Source organism: Streptomyces sp. NPDC001868, from assembly GCF_040297125.1.
In the GTDB taxonomy this organism is placed as follows: domain Bacteria; phylum Actinomycetota; class Actinomycetes; order Streptomycetales; family Streptomycetaceae; genus Streptomyces.
The window spans coordinates 245,726-269,741 of sequence record NZ_JBEOYO010000005.1; the positions used below are offsets into that span (position 1 = coordinate 245,726).

Genomic DNA, 24,016 nt, shown 5'->3' on the forward strand with positions numbered 1-24,016 from the left:
TCGCGCCGGTTGCCCACTGCGCCTACACGGTCAGCAACGCCCGTCCCACCTGCGGGAATTCCCCCTTCGGATGGGCGCGGAACAGGGGTTCCGTGCCGAAGAGGACCGCGTTCGGGCCGCTGACCACGGAGGGCCGGCCCGCCGCCGCGGCCGGGCCGCCGGTGCCGTCGTCCAGCGGTCGCCAGTGCCCGGAGACCAGCGGGTTCCCGGTGCCGTACGACTGCTCGACGGTGACGCCGCCGCCGAGATCGGTGAACCACACGGGCGCGTAGACGAAGCTGTGATCGGGCGCGCCGCCGGTCACCGCACCGCCCGAATTCACCACGCGCACCACGCCGTTGGCGTCCCCGTTGCCCTGCACCGCCGTCGCCTTCAACTGCCCGGTGGCCGAGGCGAGCGCCGCGCCGGCCGCACCCCGGCCGACCAGCCCGTGCCCGGCGAGGAACCCGGTGAGGGCCGTACGGGCGGACGCGTTGAGCCCGCCGTACGACAGCCCCGACGACACGAACAGCACATCGGCCTTCGACTTCGGCCAGTCGAAGCCCGCGTTGAGGACCGCCGTCGACACCGGGACGACCTCGAAGTTCATCTCCCGCAGCGCGAACAGCTCACCCGCCGTGACGGCGGCGGCGACACGAACCCGGTGGAGGGGCGTGCCCTTCACGGTCCTGGTCGCGTCGAAGGCCACGTCGTACGACCGGGCGAGCGCCTCCGCCTTCCGCCGCGCCGAGGACGGTACGAGCGCGCTGCCGTCGGCGGCCTGCCGCACCGAAACCCCGTCCCTGAGAAGGGAGTTGAGGGCGGCGATCTCCTGCGGCGAGTCGAGGCGCAGCCGCAGATCGCCGCGCGGGGCGACGTACCCGACGCGGGCGGCGCCTGTCACCGGACGGGTGGGGATGCCGGCCGGACGGCCGCTCCTCACCTCCGCCACGGTGGCGCCCCACAGCCGCCCCAGACTCCAGCCGGAGATGTCGTACATCGCCGACACCTTGCCGCTGATGTCCCGCCCGTCGGCGAGCAGCACATTGGCCATGCCGCGCTTGGGCTGACGCATGTCGACGACGTACGAGCCCTTCGCGTACGACCGCCCGCCGAGCCGGAAGGAGTGGGTCGCCCGTGTCACGCGTACGTCGTTGGCGAGCAACTGGTCGACGAGCCGTGCGGCGGCCGTGGCGGACCGCTGGGCGGGGCCCGCCGGGATGACGTACGCGCGCGGGAACTCGGTCGTGTAGACGTCCTCGGGCCCGATGCCGGGCACCCCGGGGACGGTCGCCTCCGAGACCGGGACCTGGGCGGCGCCCGTGGCACCGCGCCGGAAGACCTCGATCTGGTCGGCGATCAGCGAAGTCCGCTTCTCCCGCACGAAGTCGAGGGTCGCGCGCAGGGCGGCGCCCGCCACGTCGACGTTGATCGCGGACCGGCGGCGAAGCTCCTCGACCGGCAGCGACTCGTACGCCGCGTTGTTCACCTGGAGCGGGATCTCCACGGTGTGCGCGGCGACCGTGCCGTGGAAGGCCGCGTACTGCGGGGTGAAGATGGGCGGCCAGTCGTCCCAGCCCTCCGCCGAGTCACGGAACGGGATCTGGGCCGGGTCGACGCCGTCCTTCCGGGGCGTGTAGCCGAGGCCGTTGACGGCGGACTCCATGCGCAGGGCGTTGGCGTAGGTGTTCTTCAGGAAGAGGTCGTACTCGTAGTTCTCGCCGTGCGGGGGAGTGGTCGGCTCGATGAGCGTGCCGTTGACGTACCCGTGGAGGTCGAGCATGACGGCCGGCTGCTTGTCGATCTCGATCTGCCGCATCGCCCGCACCTCGGGCTGCGAGGCGGTGACGAAGTCCCGGTTCATGTCGAAGCCGTTGGCGTTCGTGCGGGTGCCCGCGATCCGGCCGTCCGGGTTGGCGGTGATGTTGAAGTACAGCCGGGAGTGGGCGAGGAGGTCCTTCGTCCTCGCGTCGTTCGCCGTCGCGAGCCGCTCGATGAGCTTCAGGGAGGCGTCCGTGCCCTCCCACTCGTTGCCGTGGATGTTGTTGTTGAAGAAGACGGGCGTCTTGTACGTCTTCTTCACCGCCGAACTCCTGGCGGCCAACTGCGGCGCGGATTCGATGAGTTCACGCATCCGCGCCTGACCGCGCGCCTGGCGCGCGCTCTCCGGGGCGGTCACGGTGACGAGGTACAGCCGGTGCCCACCGGCCGACCGCCCGGCGACCTCCACACTCACCCGGTCGCCGAGCTGCTGAAGGGCGTTCAGCTTCGGCGCGATGGCGTGGTAAGGCGTCAGGCCGAGCTTGATGGACTTGTCGCCGGGGTTCTCCGGGTCGGGGGACAGGACCTGCTCACGGGGGTAACCACGCCCGGAGACACCCGTGTCGGCGAGCCCGGCGACCGGCGCGGTCAGCGCCCGCCGAGCCGCACTCTCCGGCGCCTTCGCCGCCCCCTGCGGCAGCGCGTCCCCCTCCCGGACGACAGGCCTCGGATCGGCCCCCGCGGGATGCGGCGCGATCAGAAGCGACCCTGCGGTGACAGTGACGGCGACGACGCTGAACAGTGCGAATCTCGAACCGGATCTCGGCGGACGCACGCTACCTCCTGGAGTGGGGTTCCTTGGACGTGCCGATGCGGGTGTCAACCACGGGCGGTCAACCACAGGTGGTCTACATGTTCGACTCCCTGGCAACAAGAGGGCACGACTGTCACTCGGCGGGAGGTCTGCACCGCAGGAAGTCGATGATCACCCGGTACGCCCCGTGACACCGCCAAGAAAATCCCCCTGGCACCCCCTAACGGATAATGGCGGTTGCCTAAAAGCTTTAGGCAACCGCATAATCGACCCCGTCGAACGGAAGGGCGGTGTCGCGGTCATGGCGCGCGTAGGGCTCAGCCCGGAGCGGCTTGCTCGGGCGGGGGCGGAGTTGGCCGATGAGATCGGCTTCGACGAGGTGACCGTTTCGGAGCTCGCCCGGCGCTTCGATGTGAAGGTCGCGAGTCTGTACTCGCATGTGCGGAACTCGCAGGACCTCAAGACCCGGATCGCCCTGCTCGCGCTGGAGGAACTGGCCGACCGGGGTGCCGCCGCGCTCGCCGGGCGGGCCGGGAAGGACGCGCTGGTGGCGCTCGGGAACGTGTACCGCGACTACGCCCGCGCACACCCCGGCCGGTACGCGGCGGCCCAACTGCGCCTGGACCCCGAGGCGGCAGCGGCCAGCGCGGGCGGCAGGCACGCGCAGATGACCAGGGCGATCCTGCGCGGCTACGACCTCACCGAACCGGACCAGACCCACGCCGTCCGGCTCCTCGGCGGCGTCTTCCACGGCTACGTCAGCCTGGAGTCGGCCGGCGGCTTCAGCCACAGCGCCCCCGACTCGCGGGAGAGCTGGGACCGCATCCTCGACGCCCTCGACGCCCTGCTGCGCAACTGGCCCGCCCCGCCACCCCGTTGACCGCCGGGCGCCGCACACCACTCATCGCCGGACACTCCGCCCCCACCGATCGTCAGGTTGAGCCATGCCCACGAACCCCCACTGGATCACCACCCCCCTCACCGCCGAACTGCTGCGCGGCGCCCTGGAGTTGGAGCGCACCGAGCACGGCGTACTGCCGCACCGGCTGCCCGCGTGGGCCCGCGCCCAGTGCACCGACCCGCAGCTGGCCATGGTCGAGTCCCAGCCCTCCGGCGTACGCCTGGTCTTCCGCACCCGCGCCACCACCGTCGAACTCGACGCCCTGCGCACCAAGCGGACCTATGTGGGCGCCCCGCCCCGCCCGGACGGCCTCTACGACCTCCTCGTCGACGGCCACCTCACCGCGCAGGCGAGCGTGCCGGACGGCAACACCATCACCGTCGACATGACCGCCGGCACGGCGGAGCACCGCCCCGGCCCGCCCGGCACCGTGACCTTCACGGACCTCCCCGACCGCCTCAAGACGATCGAGATCTGGCTCCCGCACAACGAGACCACCGAACTCGTCGCCCTGCGCACCGACGCCCCCGTCGAGCCGGCCCCGGACCCGGGCCGCAGGGTCTGGCTGCACCACGGCAGTTCGATCAGCCACGGCTCCGACGCCGCCGGCCCCACCGCCATCTGGCCCGCCCACGCCGCCTCCCTCGCCGGCGTCGAACTCATCAACCTCGGCTTCGGCGGCAGCGCCCTCCTCGACCCCTTCGTCGCCCGCGCCATACGGGACACCCCGGCCGACCTGATCAGCCTCAAGATCGGCATCAACCTCGTCAACCACGACGTGATGCGGCTGCGCGCCTTCACCTCCGCCGTCCACGGCTTCCTCGACACCATCCGCGACGGCCACCCCACCACCCCGCTCCTGGTCGTCTCGCCGATCCTCTGTCCCATCCACGAGGACACCCCCGGCCCCAGCGCCCCCGACTTCACCGACCTCGCCGAGGGCCGCCTCCGCTTCCGGGCCATGGGCGACCCGGAGGACCCCACCCCCGGCAAGCTCACCCTCCGCCTCATCCGCGACGAACTCGAGGACATCGTGGCCCGCCGCGCCCCCGAGGACCCCCACCTCCACTACCTCGACGGCCTCACCCTCTACGGCGAGCCCGACGCCACCACCCTCCCCCTTCCGGACGACCTCCACCCCGACGCCGAGACCCACCACCTCATCGGAGAACGCTTCGCGGACCTGGCCTTCACAGCCAAGGGCCCATTCGCGCCCTGAAGGGCCCCTCCGCGCCCTTGAAGGGCCGCAGGCCCTAAAGGGGCGCGGGGAACTGCGCGACCAGCCACCTACAACCCGCAGCCGCCCGACAACCCCACCCCCCCCGAGCTCTGATGCGCAAAGGGCCCGAACGATAAAGTTCGCCCCATGCGCGATCTAGGGGTGGGTTTCCAGTACCTCGTCCAGGGCCAACGATGGGTGGCCCGGCACGGGAAGCAATACGGCTTCGGCCTGATCCCAGGCCTGATCACACTCGTCCTCTACATAGCCGCCCTGGTGGCCCTGGCCGCCTGGGGCCCGGACTTCATCACCTGGGCCACCCCCTTCGCGGACGACTGGTCCAGCCCCTGGCTCGGCCTCTTCCGTGGCCTCCTCACCGCCGTCCTGTTCGGCCTCGCCCTGGCCCTCGCGGTCATCACCTTCACCGCCGTCACGCTCCTCATCGGCCAGCCCTTCTACGAGAACCTCTCGGAGAAGGTCGACCGGGACGTCTCCCCGGACGGCACCGCGCCGGAGTCCGGCCTGCCGCTCATGCGGGAGTTGTGGATCTCGGCCAGGGACAGCCTCCGTGTCCTCGGGCGGGCGCTGCTGTGGGCGGTCCTGCTCTTCGCGCTCGGTTTCGTGCCGTTCATCGGCCAGACGGTCGTCCCCGTGATCGGCTTCTTCGTGACCGGCTTCTTCCTCACCGAGGAACTGACCGCCGTGGCCCTCCAGCGCCGCCGCGTCGAACTCCGCGACCGCCTCGCCCTCCTCCGCTCCCGTAAGACCCTGATCTGGGGCTTCGGCACCCCGCTGGGCCTCGCCTTCCTGGTGCCGTTCGTCGCCGTCTTCCTGATGCCGGGCGCGGTCGCGGGCGCCACCCTCATGGCCCGCGACCTGCTGGGCGAGGAGACGACCGGCGAGGACGAACGGAACCGGGCGCCCCAGGGCCACCCGACCCCGATGTTCCGCAAGCCCGAGGTCGGCGCGTGACCGAGGCCGCCCCCGTGGCGTGACCGAGGTCGTATGCGTCGCGTGACCGTGGCCGTATCCGCCGCGTGACCGGGACCCCCGTCACGCGACGAGGTTCCCGGTCACGGGAGGCGAGGGCCGGGGCGGCGACGAGGAGGCCGCCCCGAGCCGTCACTCGGCCGAGTTGTCCACCGCCACCGTCACGATCGCCCGCACCTGCGCGATGATGTCCAGCCGGTTCCGCACGAAGTCGGGATCGGTCACCGCCCCGGTCGCCGGGTCGGTGTTGCCGGCCCCGAACTGCAGGACCGGCGTGTGCACATGCCCGCCCGGCAGGGACGCGCCCAGCCCCAGCCGGTCGCGCAGCAGGGTCGCCCGGTAGGCGATCTCGTTGGAGAGGTAGTCGCCGCCGCCTCCGGCCCGCGCGGTCGAACCCGGGGTGGGTCCGTCCGGCCGTACGACCGCCGTCGTGCCGCCCGCCGGGATCTCGGTCACGCTCGTGTTGTCGTACACCGGGAAGCGGCCGGTGTTCGCGGCGACGATGTCCGCGTACGGCAGGGTCGTGGTCGTCCACTGGGGCTGGGTGGCGGGGTCGGTCACCGGGATGGTCCCGGTACGGCCGATGGTGTCGTTGTCGCCGAAGCCGCCGCGCCAGGCCCCGTTGGTCCGCTCGATGTCGAACCGGCCCACCCGACCCTGGCTGACGGTCGCGAAGAGATCCACGCGGGGCAACTGCCCCCGGAGCGTGCGCTCGACCGTGCCGTCCGCGAAGTCCGCCCAGCGGACGGGGAAGACGGCGGTCTCGATACGCGCGAGCCCGTCGGCGGTCCGGACCACGGTGCCGTCGAGGGCGAGGGCCGTGGCTCCGGACGGGTTGGAGATCCGCACATCCCGGTCCAGTGTGAACGGATCGAACCCGGTGACGAGTATCTGCTTCACGCCCTTGCCGCCATGCGGGTACCGAAGGGAGTCCTGCCCGCGCGAAGTCCGCTCCAACGCGTCCAGCAGGTCCGCTCTCTGACGCTCACTCAGCCCGAACTCCGGCTCCCACCCCCGTACTTCCCGCGTCATCCCCAACCGCGCCCAGTACAACGGCCGGTCGTCGTCCCGGCTCAGATCCCCGCCCGCCGGCCCCCGCCCCTGAGCCCGGTCCACCGCCCGCGTCCACAACCGCGCACCCTGCCGTACGACGATCCGCTCGGCCTGCGCGTACGACCGCGCCCCGTCCAGCGCCCGCCCGAACTCCGGTGCCACGGAGTCGAATCCGGACCGCCGCAGGATCTCCTGAGGCACGGCCCGATCGAGCCGCTGCTCTTCGACGGTGGGGGCCGCCGAAGCGGCCGATGCCGAGGGCGAGGGCGGGACGGAGGCGGATGCGGAGGCGGGTGCGCAGAGACCGGCCAGCAGAGCCGCCAGTCCTATCGTCACCCCGCGTGCTCGTCGAGAAGTCGGAGAGGGGGGCGGTGGGGAAGTAGGCAGGAATCTCAAGGGAGTTCGGGTCCTTCCGTCGCTGTCGTGCCGTGGGGGTCTCGCTCCGGACGGCGGCAGTATCGCGCGACGGAAGGGTCGTACGCCATGCCCCGTGGCTCAGGTGACCCCACCCTCCCCACCCTCGTCCAACAGCCCCAGGAAGTCCCGGAACGCCTCCGCCATGTCCACGCCCCCCGGATCCAGCAGCCACTGGTACTGCAGCCCGTCCATCACGGCCACCAGCAGCGGCGCCGCCCGCTCGGGGGTGAGCCCGCCCGGCAGCCGGTCGCCGTACTCGGCGCGGAGCACCTCGGCCATGGCCCCCCGCACCCTCCCGTACCGCTCCGTGAAGAACTCCCGCGCGGGATGCCCCTCGGTGACGCTCTCGCCCAGCAGCGCGGAGAAGGTCTGCACGATCCCGGGCCGCATGGAGTTGTACTCGACGAGGGAGCCCAGCAGATCGAGCCGCAGCGGACTGTCGGGCACGGCGTCCCACCGGTCCCGTTCCTTGAGGACGGCGACGAGCAGCGCGTCCTTGGTGGGGAAGTAGTGCAGCAGCCCTTGCTGGGTGAGCCCGACGCGCTCGGCGACCGCGGCCAGGCTCGCCCCCCGGTAGCCGCGCTCGGCGATCACCTCCAGGGCCGCCAGCACGATCTCCTCGCGCCGCTCCGCACTCCTGACACCCCTGGTCCCGCGCGGGTTGCTGGTACCGCTCATGCCGAAACCGTACGGCATCCGGCCCCATCGGACAGCGCGAAAAGTAACGTCAGGATAACGAAACCTACCGCTCTACAGGTAATGGATGCACGATGGGAGACGGGACGATCAGACCGGACTCGACGAGGAGGCACCGCGATGGCGGCAACCCCGGGCACCCGCCCCACCCCGGCCGACGAGGGCCCAGTCGACGAGGCCTCGGCCGACGAGGCGCGCGAAGCCGCCGTGGAGGCGGCCCTCGCCGCGCTGGACCTCGACGCCAAGGCGAGGCTGCTCTCCGGCCAGGACATGTGGACCCTGCCCGCGCTCCCCGAGATCGGCCTGGACTCCCTCGTCATGTCCGACGGCCCCGTCGGCGTACGAGGGGTGCGCTGGACCTCCGACGACCCGTCCGCCGCGCTGCCCTCCCCGACCGCTCTCGCCGCCACCTGGGACCCCGAACTCGCCCGCAGGGCAGGCGTGTTGCTCGCCCAGGAGGCCCGCCGCAAGGGCGTCCACGTCCTCCTCGCCCCCACGGTCAACCTGCACCGCTCCCCGCTCGGCGGCCGCCACTTCGAGGCCTACAGCGAGGACCCGTACCTCACGGGCGAGATCGGCTCGGGCTATGTGACCGGCGTCCAGTCGGGCGGCGTCGGCACCACGGTCAAGCACTTCGTCGCCAACGACGCCGAGACCGACCGCTTCACGGTGAACAACCTGGTGAGCGAACGCGCCCTGCGCGAGCTGTACCTGGCCCCCTTCGAGGCGATCGTGGCGAACGCCCACCCCTGGGGCATCATGACCGCCTACAACCAGGTCAACGGCTCCACGATGACCGAGCACCGCTACCTCGTGAACGAGGTCCTGCGCGGCGAGTGGGGCTTCGACGGCTTCAACGTCTCCGACTGGCTGGCCGCCCGCTCCACCACCGGCGCCCTCACCGGCGGCCTCGACGTCGCCATGCCCGGCCCGGTCACCGTCTACGGCGAGGCCCTGGCGACCGCCGTCCGCGCCGGCGAGGTCACGGAGGCCGAGGTCGACGAGGCGGTCCGCCGCGTCCTGCGCCTGGCCGCCCGCGTCGGCATCCTGGAGGGCGCCGACCCGGTGGTCACCGAACTCCCCGCCCCCGTCGACGGCGAGTCCCTGGCCCGCGAGATCGCCCGCCGCTCCTTCGTCCTGGTCCGCAACGAGACGTCGGAGGGGCGGCCGGCCCTCCCCCTCCGGCCGGGTGCGAAGGTGGCCCTGATCGGCGCCGCCGCCCGCGACGCCCGCGTCCTCGGCGGCGGCTCCGCCACCGTCTTCCCGCCCCGGATCGTCTCCCCTCTCGACGGCCTCACCGCCGCCCTCCCCGAAGGCACGCTGACCTACGCCGTGGGCGCGGACCCCAACGAGGAACTCGTCGCCGCCGACCGGGGATTCACCCTCCGGGCCGTCTGCCGTGACAGCTCCGGCACGGTCATCGGCACCCGCTCCACCCCCAACGGCCACATCCAGTGGATGGGGTCGGCCCTCCCCGACGGCGTCACCCACACCACCCTGCACAGCGTCGAGGTGACCGGCACCCTCATCCCGCGCGAGAGCGGCACGCACACCTTCGGCATCAAGGGCCTCGGTGCCTACACCCTCACCGTCGACGGCATGACCCACTTCGACGCCGTCCACACCACCGACACGGACGATCCCTTCGTGTCGTTCTTCGGCGCCCCCGTCCCACGGGCCCGGGTCGAACTGACCGAGGGCACACCGGTACAGGTCTCACTCACCCACGTCGTGGAACCGGCCGCCGACGCCCCGCTCACGATGCTCGCCTTCTCCCTCTGCCACCAGGAGCCGCAGCGCGACGCCGACGACCTGATCGCCGAGGCCGTCGAAGCCGCCCGCGCCGCCGACACGGCCGTCGTGGTGGTCGCCACCACCGACCGCGTGGAGTCCGAGGGCTTCGACCGCGAGAGCCTCCACCTCCCCGGCCGCCAGGACGATCTGGTCCGCGCGGTGGCCGCCGCCAACCCCGACACGATCGTGATCGTCAACGCGGGCTCCCCGGTGGAACTCCCGTGGCGCGACGACGTCGCCGCCGTCCTCCTCACCTGGTTCCCAGGCCAGGAGGGCGGCGCCGCCCTAGCCGACGTCCTCACCGGCACCCACGAACCCGGCGGCCGCCTCCCCACCACCTGGGGCACCCTGTCCGACGCCCCCGTCACCCAGGTCACCCCCACCTCCGGCGAACTCGCCTACGACGAGGACGTGTTCATCGGCTACCGGGCCTGGGCCAAGCAGGGCAGGACCCCCACTTACCCCTTCGGCCACGGCCTCGGCTACACCGACTGGACGTACGAGTCCCTGGACGTCACCGGCACGACGGCGACGGTACGGGTCCGCAACACGGGCTCCCGCGAGGGCCGCGAGACCATCCAGCTCTACCTGGCCCCCACGCCCCCGGACGAGAACCGCCCGACCCGCTGGCTGGCAGGCTTTGCGACGATCGAGGCAGCCCCGGGCGAGACGAAGGAGGCGGTTATCCAACTCCCGCGCCGGGCTTTCGAGATCTGGGACGAGACGACCGACTCATGGACGTACGTGGCAGGTTCGTACGACCTGGAGGCAGGCCGCTCCATCGCAGACCCCCGCGCAACGGCAACTATCAAGGCGTAGGGGAACTGCAGCGCCCCCTTAGGGGCGCGGGGAACTGCGCGACCAGCCCCCACGAACCCGCACCCGACTACAACTACGACTACGAACGCACCCCGAACCCATAAACCGTCTCCGACCGATAAACGCCGCCCGGCCGCAACTCCGTACTCGGAAACCCCGGCCGGTTCGGCGAATCAGGAAAGTGCTGCGTCTCCAACGCGACCCCACCCCCGGGCCCGAACGGGCGCCCTTCCAGATGATCCGCCGTATAGAGCTGCATCCCCGGCTCGGTCGTGGCCACACTCAACACCCGCCCCGACCCCGCCTCCCACAACTCGGCGACCCCCTCCGCACTCCGCGTGACCCCCTTGTCGAGCACGAAGTTGTGGTCGTACCCACTCCCCACCTTCCGCGCCACCCGGAAGTCGAACCGAGTCCCCGCCACCTCCGCCAACTCACCCGTCGGAATCAGATCCGCGTCCACCGGTGTCACCCGCGACGCGGAGATCCGCAGCTCATGCCCACCCGCGCTCCCGGTGCCGGCCCCCGCGAGATTCCAGTACGAGTGATTGGTGAGGTTCACGACGGTCGGCGCGTCGGTGACGGCCTCGTACGCGATCCGCAACGCACCCCCGTCCGCGTCCAGCGTGTACGTCGCGGACACCTCCAGCCGCCCCGGAAACCCTTCCTCCCCGTCCGGACTCACCCGCGACAACCGCACCCCGGCCCCGTCGCCGACGGACTCGGCCTCCCACACCCGCTTGTCATAGCCGAGCGGACCACCGTGCAGGGAGTTCGGCGGGTTGTTGCGCGCCAACTCGTACACCCGCCCGTCGAGCGTGAACCGCCCGCCCGCGATCCGGTTGGCGTACCGCCCGATGAGCGCACCGAAGAACGGCCCCGGATTCCGCAGGTACCCGTCGAGATCGGCGAACCCCAGCACCACGTCCGCCGTCCGCCCCTCGCGGTCGGGCAGCTCCACCGACTGCACGATCCCGCCGTACGTCAGGATCCGCACCCGGGTGCCGCCCCGCTCCAGCGTCCACCGGTGAACGGGCGTGCCGTCGGAAAGTGTGCCGAAAAGTTCGCTCATGCGCGAAACCCTAGGTCACGACTCCTTGGCGCTGACGATCCGGTACGCGATCTCCGCCAGCCGCGCCTGCCCGTCCACACTCGGATGGAACCAGTCCCACTGGCTGAGCTGGGTCTGCCCGAAGCGGTAGTCGAAGACGGCGTCCCCGTCGTACCGGCAGTAGCGGTCCTTCTCGCAGACCTCGCGCAGCACGTCGTTGTACGCCTCCACCCGGTCCTGGACGGCGTCCCGCCGCTCTCCGGCCGCCGTGGTCAGGGCGTCGGGGTCGGCCAGCATGGACGGGCAGATGCCCAGCTTCCACACCTGCTTGCCCATCGGGCTCTTGCGGCCCTCGGACCACAGCCGCTTCAGATCCGGCACGCTCGCCACGAACACCTGAGCCTTGGGCAGGGAGTCCCGCAGGGTGGCCATCGCGTCCGCGAAGTCGGCGCGGAAGTCGGCGACCGGGGTCATGTCGGCGGCGGTCGCGCGGCACGCGTCGTTCGCGCCGATCATCACCGTGACCAGCTCCGGCTTACGGGTCACCGCCCGCGCCACCTGGCTCGGCAGGTCGGCCATCCGGGCCCCGGTCACCGCGTAGTTCCAGCTTCGCGACGCCGCGCCGGACGCGCCCAGCAGCCGTACGGCGAGACTGTCGACCGAGGCGTCGACGCCGGTCGCCCAGGACACCTCGGGGCAGTCGGAGAGCACCTGGCAGGCGTCGAAGCCACGGGTGATGGAGTCGCCGACGGCGGCCAGCGACTCGGGGGTGCTGTCCCAGGCGGGGGTGGGAGTGGGCGACGCGGAGGGCTTGGCCTTCGAGCCCGTCCCCTCGGGGCCGGGGGAGTCGCCACCGGTGGCGTCACAGCCGGTCACGGCCAGCAGGACCGCCGCCAAGGCCGCGCCGAACACCGCCTTCGAACGGTGGCGTCGCTTCCGCATCCCCTGGTCCCCTCGTCGGTCCTACACGTGCCAGTTCCCACCCATGACAACGCACGGGAGTTCCCGGTGAGGGAAAGCCTCGGGTCCGATGCGACAGCGATGCGACGGAAGGTGCAACTGTTCCATCCGCACAGGCGTCCCCTCGGGTGAAACCCGCGTTCATCCTGGCGCCTGCTCCGACGGTACGTCACACTCCTTGCCCCGCCGCACGGTAGCCTCGCCACGTGGCCGCGTCGCCACTGCCGATCCGTCGAATCGCAAGATGTCCTGCTCTGTGGAGGCCCCCGGTGACGACACGTGGAGTCCTGTACGTGCACTCCGCGCCGCGTGCGCTGTGCCCGCACGTCGAGTGGGCCGTCGCGGGTGTTCTCGGGACGCGCGTGAACCTCGACTGGATCCGGCAGCCCGCCGCCCCGGGCACCTGGCGCTCCGAGTTCTCCTGGCAGGGCCAGGCCGGCACCGCCTCCAAGCTGGCGTCCGCGCTGCGCGGCTGGCACCTCCTCCGCTTCGAGGTCACCGCCGAGCCCTGCGCCACCGCCGAGGGCGAGCGCTACAGCTGCACCCCCGACCTCGGCATCTTCCACGCCGTCACCGGCATCCACGGCGACATCCTCATCCCCGAGGACCGCCTCCGCGCGGCCCTCACCCGCTCCCGCAACGGCGAGACCGACCTCGAAGCCGACATCGCAAAACTTCTCGGCAAGCCCTGGGACGACGAGTTGGAACCGTTCAGATACGCGGGAGAGGGCGCGCCGGTGCGTTGGCTGCACCAGGTCGTGTAGCAGCCCCTTCCAAGCGCCGGGCAACCCCGGTCTCTCAGGGGCGCGGGGAACTGCGCGAGAAGCCCCACCGACCCGCACCCGACGTACAAACAGCTGTGGCCCGAATCCCTGAAAGGGACCCGGGCCACACTCGCGTCAGCGACCGAATCAGACCGTCCGGAACGCCAACACCACGTTGTGCCCACCGAACCCGAACGAGTCGTTCAGCGCGGCGATACGACCCTCGACCGGCAGCTTGCGAGCCTCCCCGCGCACAATGTCCGCGTTGGCCTCCGCCTCCGGGTCCAGGTCGTTCACATTGATCGTCGGCGGAGCCACCCGGTGGTACAGCGCGAGCACCGTCGCCACCGTCTCCACCCCACCGGCCCCACCGAGCAGATGCCCGGTCATCGACTTCGTCGCGGACACCGCGAAGTGGTCGGTGTCGTCACCGAACACCTTCCGCAGCGCCTTCAGCTCGGCGATGTCACCGGCCGGCGTCGACGTCCCGTGCGCGTTGACGTGCACGATCTCCGCCGGGTCCAGGTCGGTCCGGTCCAGCAGGTTCTGCAGGGCGTGGGCGATCCCACGCCCCTCCGGCTCCGGCTGCACGATGTCGTGGCCGTCGGCGGAGATGCCCTGGCCCACGGCCTCGGCGTAGACCCGGGCACCCCGCGCCGCCGCGTGCTCGGCCGACTCCAGGACGACGACACCGGCACCCTCGCCGAGGACGAAGCCGTCACGGCCGGTGTCGTACGGACGGGAGGCGCCCTGCGGGTCCTCGTTGTTCTTGGACATCGCCATCATGTTGCCGAACGCGGCGATCGGCAGCGGGTGGATGGCGGCCTCGGTACCACCGGCGATCACGACATCGGCGCGGCCGGTGCGGATCATCTCGATGGCGTAGCCGATGGCCTCGGCGCCCGACGCGCAGGCGGAGACCGGGGTGTGCACACCGGCGCGCGCGCCCACGTACAGACCGACGTTGGCGGACGGGCCGTTGGGCATCAGCATGGGCACGGTGTGCGGGGAGACGCGGCGTACGCCCTTCTCCTTCAGCACGTCGTACTGGTCGAGCAGTGTCGTCACACCGCCGATACCGGAGGCGATGACCGCGCCGACGCGGTCCGCGTCGACGGTGCCGTCGTCGGCCGAGGTCTCGGTGTAACCGGCGTCGGCCCACGCCTCCTTGGCCGCGATCAGCGCGAACTGCGCCGAGCGGTCCAGACGGCGGGCCTGCGGCCGGGGAATGACCTCGGACGGTTCCACGGCGATCTGAGCGGCGATACGGACCGCCTGGTCGGCGGCCCACTCCTGCTCCAGGGGACCGACGCCGGACCTGCCGGCGACCAGTCCCTCCCAGGTGGAAGTCGCGTCGCCACCCAGCGGTGTGGTTGCGCCGATACCGGTGACGACCACGGTGCGATTGGTCGAGCTCACGGGAATGTTCTCCAACGGTTACGAGGAATCAGCGGCGCCACCGCCGGGTGGCGGGGCAGACGGACTGCTCCGCGGGGACCGGGCCGGACCCGATCCGCCGGATCAGCCCTGGTTCTTGAGGATGTAGTCGGTCGCGTCGCCGACCGTCTTGAGGTTCTTGACGTCGTCGTCCGGGATCTTGACGTCGAAGCGCTCTTCGGCGGCGACGACGACCTCGACCATGGACAGGGAGTCGACGTCCAGGTCGTCGGTGAAGGACTTGTCCAGCTGGACGTCCTCGACCGGGATGCCGGCGATCTCGTTCACGATGTCGGCGAGACCGGCGACGATCTCTTCCTGAGTGGCGGCCATGTCGGGCGCTCCTTCGTAGTTTCCAGAGGGTTGGCGGCCCGCCGCGTCAGCGGCAGGTTGTGCGTTTTCCCGCGCCGGACCACAAGATCCGAAGCGGTTGCCTAGGGGAGGGTAACGACCGTCGCGGCGTACACGAGACCCGCCCCGAAGCCGATGACGAGCGCGGTGTCGCCGCTCTTCGCCTCACCGGTCGCCAGAAGCCGCTCCATCGCGAGCGGGATCGAGGCGGCCGAGGTGTTGCCGGTGGTACGTACGTCACGCGCGACCGTGACGTGCTCCGGCAGCTTGAGTGTCTTCACCATCGAGTCGATGATCCGCTCGTTGGCCTGGTGGGGAATGAAGACGTCCAGGTCGTCCGAGGAAAGTCCGGCGGCGTCCAGCGCCTCCTTCGCGACCTTCGCCATCTCGAACACGGCCCAGCGGAACACCGCCTGGCCCTCCTGCGTGATCGCGGGGAACTTGACATTGCCCTCGCTGTCGAGCGGGAGCCTTTCGAGGTCACCGATCCGGTACTCGTTCCACGGGACCGTCTGCTTGATCGTGCCGGACTTGTCGCCCTCGGAGCCCCAGACCGTCGGGCCGATGTGCGGCTCCTGGGAGGGGCCGACGACGACCGCGCCGGCACCGTCACCGAAGAGGAAGGCCGTGGCCCGGTCCTCCAGGTCGGTCAGGTCCGACAGCCGCTCGACGCCGATGACGAGGACGTACTCCGCCGAACCCTCGACGACCATGCCCTTGGCGAGGGTCAGGCCGTACCCGAAGCCCGCGCAGCCGGCCGAGATGTCGAAGGCGGCGGCCTTGGCGGTGCCGAGCTTGTCGGCGATCTCGGTGGCGACGGCCGGGGTCTGGCTGAAGTGCGAGACCGTCGAGACGACGACCGCGCCGATCTGCTCGGCGGAGATCCCGGCGTCGGCGATCGCCTTGCCGGACGCCTCGATGGACATGGCGGCGACGGTCTCCTCGTCGTTCGCCCAGTGCCGGGTCTCGATGCCGGAGCGGGAGCGGATCCACTCGTCGGACGAGTCGATCTTCTCCAGGATCACGTCGTTGGGCACCACCCGGACCGGACGGTAGCCGCCCACGCCGAGGATGCGCGCGTACGGCGCGCCCTTGCTCGGCCTGATCTTCGACATCCAGGGCTCCTAGTTCAGGTGCTCGGCGATGAGCGCGCGAGCGGCGTCGAGGTCGTCGGGTGTCTTGAGCGCCACCGTCGCCACGCCCGGCAGCGCGCGCTTGGCGAGACCGGTGAGCGTGCCGCCGGGGCACACCTCGACGAGCGCGGTCACGCCCAGCTCCTTGAAGGTCTCCATGCACAGGTCCCAGCGGACCGGGTTGGCGACCTGACCGACCAGACGGGAGAGCACCTCGGCGCCGGTGGCGACGGCCCGCCCGTCCTTGTTCGAGACATAGGTGACCGTGGGGTCCCCGGGCGTCAGCTCCTCGGCGGCCTTGGCGAGGGTGTCGACCGCGGGGGCCATGTGGTGCGTGTGGAAGGCGCCGGCGACCTTGAGGGCGACCACGCGCCGTACGCCCTCGGGCTTGTCCGCCTCCAGGGCGGCCAGCTGCTCCAGCGTGCCGGCGGCGACGATCTGGCCCGCGCCGTTCACGTTCGCCGGGGTCAGCCCCAGTTTCTCCAGGTGCGGGATCGTCACCTCGGGGTCGCCGCCGAGCAGCGCGGACATACCCGTCTCGGTGATCGCGGCGGCCTCGGCCATGGCCAGGCCGCGCTTGCGTACGAGGGTCAGCGCGGCGGTGTCGTCGAGGACACCGGCGAACGCGGCGGCGGTGATCTCGCCGACGCTGTGGCCGGCGACCGCGCCGGGGACGACGTCACCCAGGGCGGCGGCGGACAGCAGTCCGGCCGCCACGAGCAGCGGCTGGGCCACGGCGGTGTCGCGGATCGCGTCGGCGTCGGCCTCGGTGCCGTAGTGGGCGAGGTCCAGCCCGATGGCGTCCGACCACGCGGCGAGGCGGTCGGCGGCACCGGGAAGGTCGAGCCAAGGAGTCAGGAAGCCGGGCGTCTGAGCGCCCTGGCCGGGAGCGACGAGTACGAGCACTCTCACACTCTCTCTTGGGGACGGCTCAGGCCGCCCGTGAGGACAGGGACGAAGAACACGAGGGGGTTTTGTAGCCCTCCGACAAAACCCTAGAGCTGGGGATCCCCATCCACCAGACGCCCCAGGATCAGTGCGATCCGCAAGGTGAAGGCAGAGCGTACATCGGAGGGCGACCAGCCGGTGACGTCAGTCACACGTCGGAGCCGGTAGCGCACGGTGTTGGGATGGACGAACAGCATTCGGGCCGCGCCCTCAAGACTTGAGGCTTGTTCGAGATAGACGCTGAGCGTCTCCAGGAGAGCGGAGCCGGCCTCCTCCAGCGGTCTGTAGATCTCCTCCACCAGTTGCTCTCGCGCACTGGGGTCGCCCGCGATCGCGCGTTCCGGAAGCAGATCGTCCGCCAGAACGGGGCGGGGCGCGTCCTGCCACGCCGTACATGCCTTGAGTCCGGCGGCCGCGGCCTGCGCGGACCGGGTCGCGGCCAGCAGGTCGGGCACGATCGGCCCGGCCACCACCGGGCCCGCCGCATACGGCCCGATCAGCGACTTCGCCACCTGCAACGGGTCGTTGTTGCCGCCGGCGATCACCACGAGGCGGTCGCCGAGGACCCCGGTGAGCACCTGCACCTTGGCGTGCCGGGCCGCGCGCCGGATGGCCTCCACGGTCAGCTCGCTGTCGCCGTCGGGGGCGGTGCCGAGGACCACACAGACATGGTCGGGGGAGTTCCAGCCGAGCGCGGCGGCCCTGCTCACGGCGCCCTCGTCGGCCTCGCCGCTGAGCACCGCGTTCACGACCAGGGACTCCAGACGGGCGTCCCAGGCGCCGCGTGCCTCGGCGGCCTGCGCGTACACCTGCGCGGTGGCGAAGGCGATCTCCCGGGCGTAGACGAGCAGGGCCTCGCGCAGCACGCTCTCGTCGCCGGGAGCGGCCACCTCGTCGATCGCGGACTCCATGACCTCGATGGTCGTGCGCACCATCTCCACGGTCTGGCGGAGCGTGATCGCCCGGGTCAGTTCACGCGGCGCGGTCCCGAAGACATCGGTGGAGATGGCCTGCGGGGCGTCGGGATGCCGGAACCACTCCGTGAACGCGGCGATACCGGCCTGGGCGACCAGCCCGATCCACGACCGGTTCTCGGGCGGCATCGCCCGGTACCAGGGCAGCGTCTCGTCCATCCGCGCGATGGCCTGCGCGGCGAGGCTTCCGGACGACTTCTCCAGCCGCTTCAATGTCGCGACATGCGCGTGGACGGGCGGTGCGGATTCGGGCTTGCTGGTTTCGGGTTCGGGCACGGACCAAGACTGCCTCATCAGGAGGCCGACGTGCGGCGCGGGTCGCTACCGTGGAGTACGTGATGGACGTACGGCGCGCCGAATCGCGCTACCCCGGTGGGGATCCGGAGGCCGGGATCGCCTCCCTGCACGCGTTCTCCTTCGGGGCGCACTACGACCCCGACAATCTCCGCTTCGGCGCGGTGATCGCCTGCAACGAGGAGCGGCTCGCGCCCGGGGCCGGGTTCGACGAGCATCCGCACAGCCACACCGAGATCGTCACCTGGGTCGTCGAGGGCGAGCTGACCCATCGCGACACGACCGGGCACGAGACGGTCGTCCGCCCCGGGGACGTCCAGCGGCTCAGCTCGGCGGGCGGGGTCCGGCACGTCGAGCGCAACGACGGCTCCGAGCCGCTCACCTTCGTGCAGATGTGGCTCGCCCCGCTGGACCCGGGCGGCGACCCCGCGTACGAGATCGTCCACGGCATCGCCGACTCCACCCCGTACGCCGTCACCGAGGCCGGCGCCATGCTGCACGTCCGGCGGCTGGGCACGGCGGGGGAACGGACCGCCGTGCCGGACGCGGCCCGGACGTATGTGCATGTCGTCCGGGGTGCCGTACGGCTCGGTCCGCACGAGCTGGGGCCCGGGGACTCCGTGCGGGCCGAGGGGGAGAAGGGGCTGGAGCTGGTCGCCGTCTCGGGGCCGGTCGAGGTGCTGGTGTGGGAGCTGGAGATCGGCGGGTGACGGCCCGTCAGTTCTCGGTGACCGGCTCCTCCGCGTTGCGCCACACCGTGATGTCGACCGAGACGTAGTCGCTGGGGTCGCCGCTCGCCGCCGAGCCCTGGAAGGTCACCAGACCCATGTGGCCCGAGTTGGTGCGCACGCACATCTGGGAGCCCTTGGCGACCTGGCCGAGCTTGACGGTGTCCGTGTACCGGGTCTCGCTCCGGCAGGTTTCGAGGGAGCCCTTCTGGGAGTTGTTCAGGAGGACGAGCTTGTCGCTGCTGCTGCCCAGCTTCTTGTCCTCGAACAGCGAGTCCGAGTAGTAGTAGAAGTCCCCGTCGTCCTCGTACGACACGCCCAGCTCGCTGTCGAGGGGCTTGGGCGGGGAGTCCGCGAAGCGCACGTAGTAGTTGGCGGGGATGTTGACGCCCTTGAACGTGACCGGCTTGGGGTCGGTCTTCGGCTTGGACTCGGAGGAACCGCCGTCCGAACCGCCCGACGTACCGCCGACCGAGCCGCTGGAGGAGCTGCTCGAAGACCCGCTCGACGAATCCGTGAGGCCCTTCACGAGCGACGCGCAGCTGCCGAGCAGGCCGAGTCCGAACACCGCCGCGACACCGATCCCGATCCACTTGCCGACGTTGTTGCGCGGTGGCGGCACGGGCATCGGGCGAGGGTGTCCCTGCGGATGACCTTGCGGATGTCCTTGGGGGTACGGCTGCTGCCAGCCCCCCGGCTGCGGGTACGGCGCGTGGTGCCCGGTCGGCACGGTGTGCGGGCCCGACTGCGGCCCTGGCTGCGGATGGTACGGCGTCGACGGCGGGCCGACCGGACCCGGCGGAGGCGGGGTCGTCGGCCCGGAGTGCGGTGTCGGCGTCGCGAAGACCGTCTGCATATGGTGGTGGTCCACTGACGGTGAACTCAGCTGGGTCACCGGGGCGGTGGCCGGCGGGGCCTGGGTCGCCGAGGTGGCGGCCTCGCTGTCCTTCTTCCGCTCGGCCAGCAGGTCCGCCGACGCCGAGACCCGCCGGGTGATGTCGGCGCCGATCGCCTCCGGCAGCCAGGAGCCCGACTGCACCAGCGGGGTGGGCGACGCCTCCTGGCAGAGGGCGACGACCTCGGCGGGGGAGGGGCGGTCGGCCGGGTCCTTGGCCAGACAGCGTTCGATGAACCGGAGTTCGTCGGCGAGGCCGCTGAGGTCGGGCTCCTCGTGGACGATCCGGTACAGCACGGCGTGCGAGGGGCCGTCGCCGTACGCGCCGGAGCCGCGTGCCGCGAACGCGGCGACCTGGCCGAGCGCGAAGATGTCCGACGCGGGGGTGACCGGCTTCCCGGCCGCCTGCTCCGGCGACATGAAGGCCGGGGTGCCGATGGACACGCCGGTGCCGGTCAGGGCGGTGGCGTCGGCGGCCCGCGCGATGCCGAAGTCGATGACCCGGGGCCCGTCGGCGGCGAGCAGCACGTTGGAGGGCTTCAGGTCGCGGTGGACGATGCCCGCGCCGTGGATGACCGACAGCGCCTCCGCGACGCCGGCGAGCAGCAGCAGGACGGAGTTCAGCGGCAGCGCGCCGTGCTCGGCGACCGCCGCGTGCAGCGACGGGCCGGGTACGTACGCGGTGGCCAGCCAGGGCTGCGTGCCCTCGGTGTCGTGGTCGAGGACGGGCGCGGTGTACAGGCCCTGCACCCGCTGGGCGGCCTGCACCTCCTGCTTGAACCGGCGGCGGAACTCGGGGTCCTCGCTCAGCTCGGGCCGGATCGTCTTCAGCGCGATCGGGTGCCCGCCCGGCGTGTACGACAGATAGACGGTGCCCATGCCGCCCGAGCCGAGCCGCGCCGCGAGCCGGTAGCTCGCCACGGTCGTCGGGTCACCGGCCTCCAACGGCCGGAACTGCCCGCCCGCGCGAACCTCGCCCATGGTGCTCCCCCGAAAGCTGTGCGGCTGATGTGCAGGGGGGACGTTAGCCGACGGATCGGTGCCGGGGGCCGCTCGGACCGGTCACCCACTCCTTCCGTCGAAGAGTTGTCGCTTCCTTCACGAATCAGACACCGTTCCCGACCTCGGCGAGCACAGCGTCCGTGAACGGAGTCCAGGCCTCGACCGCCCACGGCCCGAACGCCCGGTCCGTCAGCGCGACACAGGCGATCCCGGCGACGGGGTCGATCCACAGGAACGTCCCCGACTGCCCGAAGTGCCCGAAGGTGCGCGGCGACGACGAAGTCCCCGTCCAGTGGGGGGCCTTGGAGTCCCGGATCTCGAAGCCGAGGCCCCAGTCGTTGGGGTTCTGGTGCCCGTAGCCCGGCAGGACGCCCTTCGTGCCCGGGTACTGCACGGTCATCGCCTCCGCGACCGTGCGAGGGTCGAGGAGCCGGGGCGCCTGCACCTCGGACGCGAACCGCACCAGGTCGTCGACGCTCGACACACCGTCCTTGGCCGGGGAGCCGTCCAGCGAGGTGGCCGTCATCCCCAGCGGCTCCAGCACCGCCTGCCGCGCGTACTCCGCGAACGGGATGTCCGCCGCCTTGGCCACATGGTCGCCGAGCGCCTCGAACCCGGCGTTGGAGTACAGCCGCCGCTCCCCGGGTACCGCCGTCACCCGGTGCTCGTCGAAGGCCAGCCCCGAGGTGTGCGCCAGCAGGTGCCGCACGGTCGACCCCGCCGGACCCGCCGCCTCGTCCAGCTCGATCGCCCCCTCCTCGTACGCGACCAGCGCGGCGTACGCGGCGAGCGGCTTGGTCACCGAGGCCAGCGGGAAGCGGTGCCCGGTGGGGCCGTGCGATCCGAGTACGGTCCCGTCGGCCCGTACGACGGCCGCGGCGGCCGTGGGAACCGGCCAGTTCTCGATCAGGGCGAGGCTCTGCAGTGACATGCCCACGAGCCTAAGCGGCTCAGAGGTCCAGCTGCATCAAGGGGTCGGGCCGGCGCCGGAAGCCCATCGACGCGTACAGCGGCTCGGCGTCGGGGGACGCGGTCAGATGCACGTATCCGGCGCCGACCTCGCGGAACCAGTCGACGAGGGCCTCCATACAGGCACGCGCGTAACCCCTGCGCCGGCACTCCGGGTCGGTGGCCACGCTGAAGACGTGCCCGACCCTGCCGCGCGGGTTGCCGGCCTTCCCGATCCGGTAGTCGATCGTCCCCACCACCAGCGCGGCGAGCGCGTCCGGCCGCTCCGGATGGTCGGCGACGAAGGCCGCGAACTCCCCGTCGGGACGGGCGAGTCGGCGGCGCAGCGTGGGCAGCGACTCGGTGTGCCAGTCCGTGGGACCGCCCGGCCCTCCGGCCACCATCGAGTCGATCATCACCTGGCGCAGCCGGAGCACTTCCTCCGCGTCCTCGGCCGTGGCACGTCGTACAAGACTCATGTCCGCACGCTAACGAGCGGGATCACGTCACGTCCCCATGTTTTCTTACCGGATTCGCTTGCTTGGAGCGCGCTCCAAGGTTTTAGCGTGGGGGTCATGACGGTGATGGAGACCACGAGCACCACGAGTACGACGAGTGCCACGAGTGCCGCCAGTTCCGACAGTTGTGCCGGTCCGCCGCTGAAGCCGCGGCGGCCGGACGGGCAGGACAGATACACGATCAGCGAGGTCGTCGACCTCACCGGTCTGACGGCGCACACGCTGCGCTGGTACGAGCGGATCGGCCTGATGCCGCACATCGACCGCTCCCACACCGGCCAGCGCCGCTACCGCAACCGCGACCTCGACTGGCTCGACCTCGTCGGCAAGCTCCGGCTGACGGGCATGCCGGTCGCCGACATGGTCCGGTACGCGGAACTGGTGCGCGAGGGCGACCACACCTACACCGAGCGCTTCGACCTGCTCAAGTCGACCAGGGACGACGTCCTGTCCCGGATCGCCGAGCTGCAGGACACCCTGAACGTGCTCGACCGCAAGATCAACTTCTATGCTGACGCCGGGCGCGCCCTGGCGTCGGAGAGGGCCTCATGACGGACGGCAGGATCGCGAAGGCACGGCTGGGCGCAGACGGCCCCGAGGTGGGCGTACAGGGCCTCGGCTGTATGGGCATGAGCTTCGCGTACGGCCCCTCGGACGCGGCGGAGTCCAGGGCCACCCTGGAGCGCGCGCTGGAACTGGGCGTCACGCTCTACGACACGGCGCACGCGTACGGCGCCGGGGAGAACGAGAAGTTCCTCTCCCCCTTCGTCAAGGCGCACCGCGACGAGGTCGTGATCGCCACCAAGTTCGGTCTGGCGGTCGACCCCGACGACGTGACCAAGCGGATCATCCGCAACGACGCGGCGCACATCCGTGAGTCCGTCGAGGGGAGCCTGCGCCGCCTCGACGTCGACGTGATCGACCTCTACTACATGCACCGCCGCGACGTGAACGTCCCGATCGAGGAGACCGTCGGTGTCATGGCCGACCTGGTCCGCGAGGGCAAGGTCAAGCATCTGGGCCTCAGCGAGGTCACGGCCGCCGAACTCCGTACGGCCCACGCCGTGCACCCGATCGCGGCCCTCCAGTCCGAGTGGTCCCTGTTCAGCCGCGACATCGAGACGAACGTCGTCCCCACGGCCCGCGAACTCGACGTCACCCTCGTCGCCTACTCGCCCCTCGGCCGCGGCTTCCTCACCGGCTCCTTCGCCAAGGCCGAGGACCTCACCGCCGACGACTTCCGCCGCCATCAGCCCCGTTTCACGGGCGACAACGCCACCGCCAACGCGGCCCTGCTCGACCCGATCCGCAAGGTCGCCGAGACCCACGGCGCCACCCTCGGCCAGATAGCCCTGGCCTGGGTCCACCGACAGGCCCCCCTGCACGGCCTCCCCGTGGTCCCCATCCCGGGCACCCGCAAGCCCGGCCGGGCGGAGGAGAACACGGCGGCCACGAGGATCGTCCTGGGCCCGGACGACATGGCCCTGCTCGAACCGATAGCGGCCCAGGTAGCGGGCGACCGCTACGCGGACATGCGCTTCACGTCGGCGGGCAGGGAGTAGGCCAGAGT

21 protein-coding genes are annotated in these 24,016 nt (G+C 71.3%); 8 read left to right on the forward strand and 13 right to left on the reverse strand.

What is annotated here, in order from left to right; translation table 11 throughout:
- Nucleotides 1-22: 22 nt before the first annotated feature.
- Nucleotides 23-2,575 carry a M14 family zinc carboxypeptidase gene (locus ABT147_RS08890; RefSeq protein WP_351403545.1) on the reverse strand — a complete coding sequence of 851 codons (2,553 nt, stop codon included), beginning with the start codon at nt 2,573-2,575 and terminating at the stop codon, nt 23-25.
- Between the two features lie 280 nt (nt 2,576-2,855).
- On the opposite strand from ABT147_RS08890, the gene ABT147_RS08895 reads away from it, so the two are divergent.
- The 3 genes from ABT147_RS08895 to ABT147_RS08905 all read left to right on the forward strand — a co-directional run bounded on the left by ABT147_RS08895 (nt 2,856) and on the right by ABT147_RS08905 (nt 5,646).
- A complete protein-coding gene (locus tag ABT147_RS08895) occupies nt 2,856-3,434 on the forward strand; it encodes a TetR/AcrR family transcriptional regulator (RefSeq protein ID WP_351403547.1) in 579 nt (192 codons plus the stop codon).
- 64 nt (nt 3,435-3,498) lie between these two features.
- Entirely contained in the window at nt 3,499-4,674 is a 1,176-nt protein-coding gene (locus tag ABT147_RS08900; RefSeq protein ID WP_351403548.1) for a GDSL-type esterase/lipase family protein, read from the forward strand.
- 147 nt (nt 4,675-4,821) lie between these two features.
- Complete coding sequence (locus ABT147_RS08905) at nt 4,822-5,646, forward strand: EI24 domain-containing protein (RefSeq protein ID WP_351403549.1); 825 nt, start codon at nt 4,822-4,824, stop codon at nt 5,644-5,646.
- Between the two features lie 150 nt (nt 5,647-5,796).
- Here the strand turns inward: ABT147_RS08905 and ABT147_RS08910 are convergent, their stop codons facing one another.
- A complete protein-coding gene (locus ABT147_RS08910; protein ID WP_351403550.1) occupies nt 5,797-7,053 on the reverse strand; it encodes a pyroglutamyl-peptidase I in 1,257 nt (418 codons plus the stop codon).
- Between the two features lie 159 nt (nt 7,054-7,212).
- Entirely contained in the window at nt 7,213-7,830 is a 618-nt protein-coding gene (locus ABT147_RS08915) for a TetR/AcrR family transcriptional regulator (RefSeq protein ID WP_502983053.1), read from the reverse strand.
- A gap of 120 nt (nt 7,831-7,950) precedes the next feature.
- On the opposite strand from ABT147_RS08915, the gene ABT147_RS08920 reads away from it, so the two are divergent.
- Nucleotides 7,951-10,443, forward strand: coding sequence for a glycoside hydrolase family 3 protein (locus ABT147_RS08920; protein WP_351403552.1), 2,493 nt, complete (start codon nt 7,951-7,953; stop codon nt 10,441-10,443).
- Between the two features lie 79 nt (nt 10,444-10,522).
- Here the strand turns inward: ABT147_RS08920 and ABT147_RS08925 are convergent, their stop codons facing one another.
- Together ABT147_RS08925 and ABT147_RS08930 are read right to left on the reverse strand one after the other, a co-directional pair.
- Nucleotides 10,523-11,515, reverse strand: coding sequence for an aldose epimerase family protein (locus tag ABT147_RS08925; RefSeq protein WP_351403553.1), 993 nt, complete (start codon nt 11,513-11,515; stop codon nt 10,523-10,525).
- Between the two features lie 15 nt (nt 11,516-11,530).
- On the reverse strand, nt 11,531-12,436 hold the full coding sequence (locus tag ABT147_RS08930) for an SGNH/GDSL hydrolase family protein (protein ID WP_351403554.1): 906 nt from the start codon (nt 12,434-12,436) through the stop codon (nt 11,531-11,533).
- A 287-nt stretch (nt 12,437-12,723) separates the two neighbouring features.
- Here ABT147_RS08930 and ABT147_RS08935 point away from each other — a divergent pair, with 287 nt between their 5' ends.
- On the forward strand, nt 12,724-13,218 hold the full coding sequence (locus tag ABT147_RS08935; protein ID WP_351403555.1) for a DUF3145 domain-containing protein: 495 nt from the start codon (nt 12,724-12,726) through the stop codon (nt 13,216-13,218).
- 147 nt (nt 13,219-13,365) lie between these two features.
- On the opposite strand, the gene fabF is transcribed toward ABT147_RS08935, so the two are convergent.
- The 5 genes from fabF to fasR form a co-directional block, all read right to left on the reverse strand.
- On the reverse strand, nt 13,366-14,637 hold the full coding sequence (gene fabF, locus ABT147_RS08940) for a beta-ketoacyl-ACP synthase II (RefSeq protein ID WP_351403557.1): 1,272 nt from the start codon (nt 14,635-14,637) through the stop codon (nt 13,366-13,368).
- Nucleotides 14,638-14,739: 102 nt separating this feature from the next.
- Nucleotides 14,740-14,988, reverse strand: a complete 249-nt coding sequence (locus ABT147_RS08945) for an acyl carrier protein (protein ID WP_286257020.1) — start codon at nt 14,986-14,988, stop codon at nt 14,740-14,742.
- A gap of 101 nt (nt 14,989-15,089) precedes the next feature.
- Complete coding sequence (locus tag ABT147_RS08950) at nt 15,090-16,121, reverse strand: ketoacyl-ACP synthase III (protein WP_351403558.1); 1,032 nt, start codon at nt 16,119-16,121, stop codon at nt 15,090-15,092.
- A 9-nt stretch (nt 16,122-16,130) separates the two neighbouring features.
- On the reverse strand, nt 16,131-17,045 hold the full coding sequence (locus ABT147_RS08955) for an ACP S-malonyltransferase (RefSeq protein WP_351403559.1): 915 nt from the start codon (nt 17,043-17,045) through the stop codon (nt 16,131-16,133).
- An 89-nt stretch (nt 17,046-17,134) separates the two neighbouring features.
- Entirely contained in the window at nt 17,135-18,337 is a 1,203-nt protein-coding gene (fasR, locus tag ABT147_RS08960) for a fatty acid biosynthesis transcriptional regulator FasR (RefSeq protein WP_351403560.1), read from the reverse strand.
- Nucleotides 18,338-18,399: 62 nt separating this feature from the next.
- Here fasR and ABT147_RS08965 point away from each other — a divergent pair, with 62 nt between their 5' ends.
- A complete protein-coding gene (locus ABT147_RS08965) occupies nt 18,400-19,065 on the forward strand; it encodes a pirin family protein (protein ID WP_351403631.1) in 666 nt (221 codons plus the stop codon).
- Nucleotides 19,066-19,072: 7 nt separating this feature from the next.
- Here the strand turns inward: ABT147_RS08965 and ABT147_RS08970 are convergent, their stop codons facing one another.
- The 3 genes from ABT147_RS08970 to ABT147_RS08980 form a co-directional block, all read right to left on the reverse strand.
- Complete coding sequence (locus tag ABT147_RS08970) at nt 19,073-20,959, reverse strand: serine/threonine-protein kinase (RefSeq protein WP_351403561.1); 1,887 nt, start codon at nt 20,957-20,959, stop codon at nt 19,073-19,075.
- Nucleotides 20,960-21,083: 124 nt separating this feature from the next.
- Nucleotides 21,084-21,911: a serine hydrolase domain-containing protein gene (locus ABT147_RS08975; RefSeq protein ID WP_351403562.1), complete on the reverse strand. Its 828-nt coding sequence runs from the start codon at nt 21,909-21,911 to the stop codon at nt 21,084-21,086.
- Nucleotides 21,912-21,930: 19 nt separating this feature from the next.
- Nucleotides 21,931-22,407 (reverse strand): GNAT family N-acetyltransferase, encoded by a 477-nt coding sequence (locus tag ABT147_RS08980; protein ID WP_351403563.1) that lies wholly within the window; start codon nt 22,405-22,407, stop codon nt 21,931-21,933.
- A 96-nt stretch (nt 22,408-22,503) separates the two neighbouring features.
- Here ABT147_RS08980 and ABT147_RS08985 point away from each other — a divergent pair, with 96 nt between their 5' ends.
- Both ABT147_RS08985 and ABT147_RS08990 read left to right on the forward strand, forming a co-directional pair.
- Nucleotides 22,504-22,998: a MerR family transcriptional regulator gene (locus ABT147_RS08985; protein WP_351403565.1), complete on the forward strand. Its 495-nt coding sequence runs from the start codon at nt 22,504-22,506 to the stop codon at nt 22,996-22,998.
- Nucleotides 22,995-24,008, forward strand: coding sequence for an aldo/keto reductase (locus ABT147_RS08990; RefSeq protein ID WP_351403566.1), 1,014 nt, complete (start codon nt 22,995-22,997; stop codon nt 24,006-24,008). Before ABT147_RS08985 ends, ABT147_RS08990 begins: the two co-directional genes overlap by 4 nt.
- Nucleotides 24,009-24,016 lie beyond the last annotated feature (8 nt).

What these genes read in the sequence shown, in the direction of transcription:
- ABT147_RS08915 (WP_502983053.1), bottom strand. Translation starts at nt 7,830, where the DNA reads ATGCCGTACGGTTTCGGCATGAGCGGTACCAGCAACCCGCGCGGGACC.
- ABT147_RS08895 (WP_351403547.1), top strand. Translation starts at nt 2,856, where the DNA reads ATGGCGCGCGTAGGGCTCAGCCCGGAGCGGCTTGCTCGGGCGGGGGCG.
- ABT147_RS08945 (WP_286257020.1), bottom strand. Translation starts at nt 14,988, where the DNA reads ATGGCCGCCACTCAGGAAGAGATCGTCGCCGGTCTCGCCGACATCGTG.
- ABT147_RS08905 (WP_351403549.1), top strand. Translation starts at nt 4,822, where the DNA reads ATGCGCGATCTAGGGGTGGGTTTCCAGTACCTCGTCCAGGGCCAACGA.
- ABT147_RS08920 (WP_351403552.1), top strand. Translation starts at nt 7,951, where the DNA reads ATGGCGGCAACCCCGGGCACCCGCCCCACCCCGGCCGACGAGGGCCCA.
- ABT147_RS08990 (WP_351403566.1), top strand. Translation starts at nt 22,995, where the DNA reads ATGACGGACGGCAGGATCGCGAAGGCACGGCTGGGCGCAGACGGCCCC.
- ABT147_RS08970 (WP_351403561.1), bottom strand. Translation starts at nt 20,959, where the DNA reads ATGGGCGAGGTTCGCGCGGGCGGGCAGTTCCGGCCGTTGGAGGCCGGT.
- ABT147_RS08965 (WP_351403631.1), top strand. Translation starts at nt 18,400, where the DNA reads ATGGACGTACGGCGCGCCGAATCGCGCTACCCCGGTGGGGATCCGGAG.
- ABT147_RS08930 (WP_351403554.1), bottom strand. Translation starts at nt 12,436, where the DNA reads ATGCGGAAGCGACGCCACCGTTCGAAGGCGGTGTTCGGCGCGGCCTTG.
- ABT147_RS08975 (WP_351403562.1), bottom strand. Translation starts at nt 21,911, where the DNA reads ATGTCACTGCAGAGCCTCGCCCTGATCGAGAACTGGCCGGTTCCCACG.
- ABT147_RS08925 (WP_351403553.1), bottom strand. Translation starts at nt 11,515, where the DNA reads ATGAGCGAACTTTTCGGCACACTTTCCGACGGCACGCCCGTTCACCGG.
- ABT147_RS08980 (WP_351403563.1), bottom strand. Translation starts at nt 22,407, where the DNA reads ATGAGTCTTGTACGACGTGCCACGGCCGAGGACGCGGAGGAAGTGCTC.
- ABT147_RS08950 (WP_351403558.1), bottom strand. Translation starts at nt 16,121, where the DNA reads ATGTCGAAGATCAGGCCGAGCAAGGGCGCGCCGTACGCGCGCATCCTC.
- ABT147_RS08900 (WP_351403548.1), top strand. Translation starts at nt 3,499, where the DNA reads ATGCCCACGAACCCCCACTGGATCACCACCCCCCTCACCGCCGAACTG.
- ABT147_RS08985 (WP_351403565.1), top strand. Translation starts at nt 22,504, where the DNA reads ATGACGGTGATGGAGACCACGAGCACCACGAGTACGACGAGTGCCACG.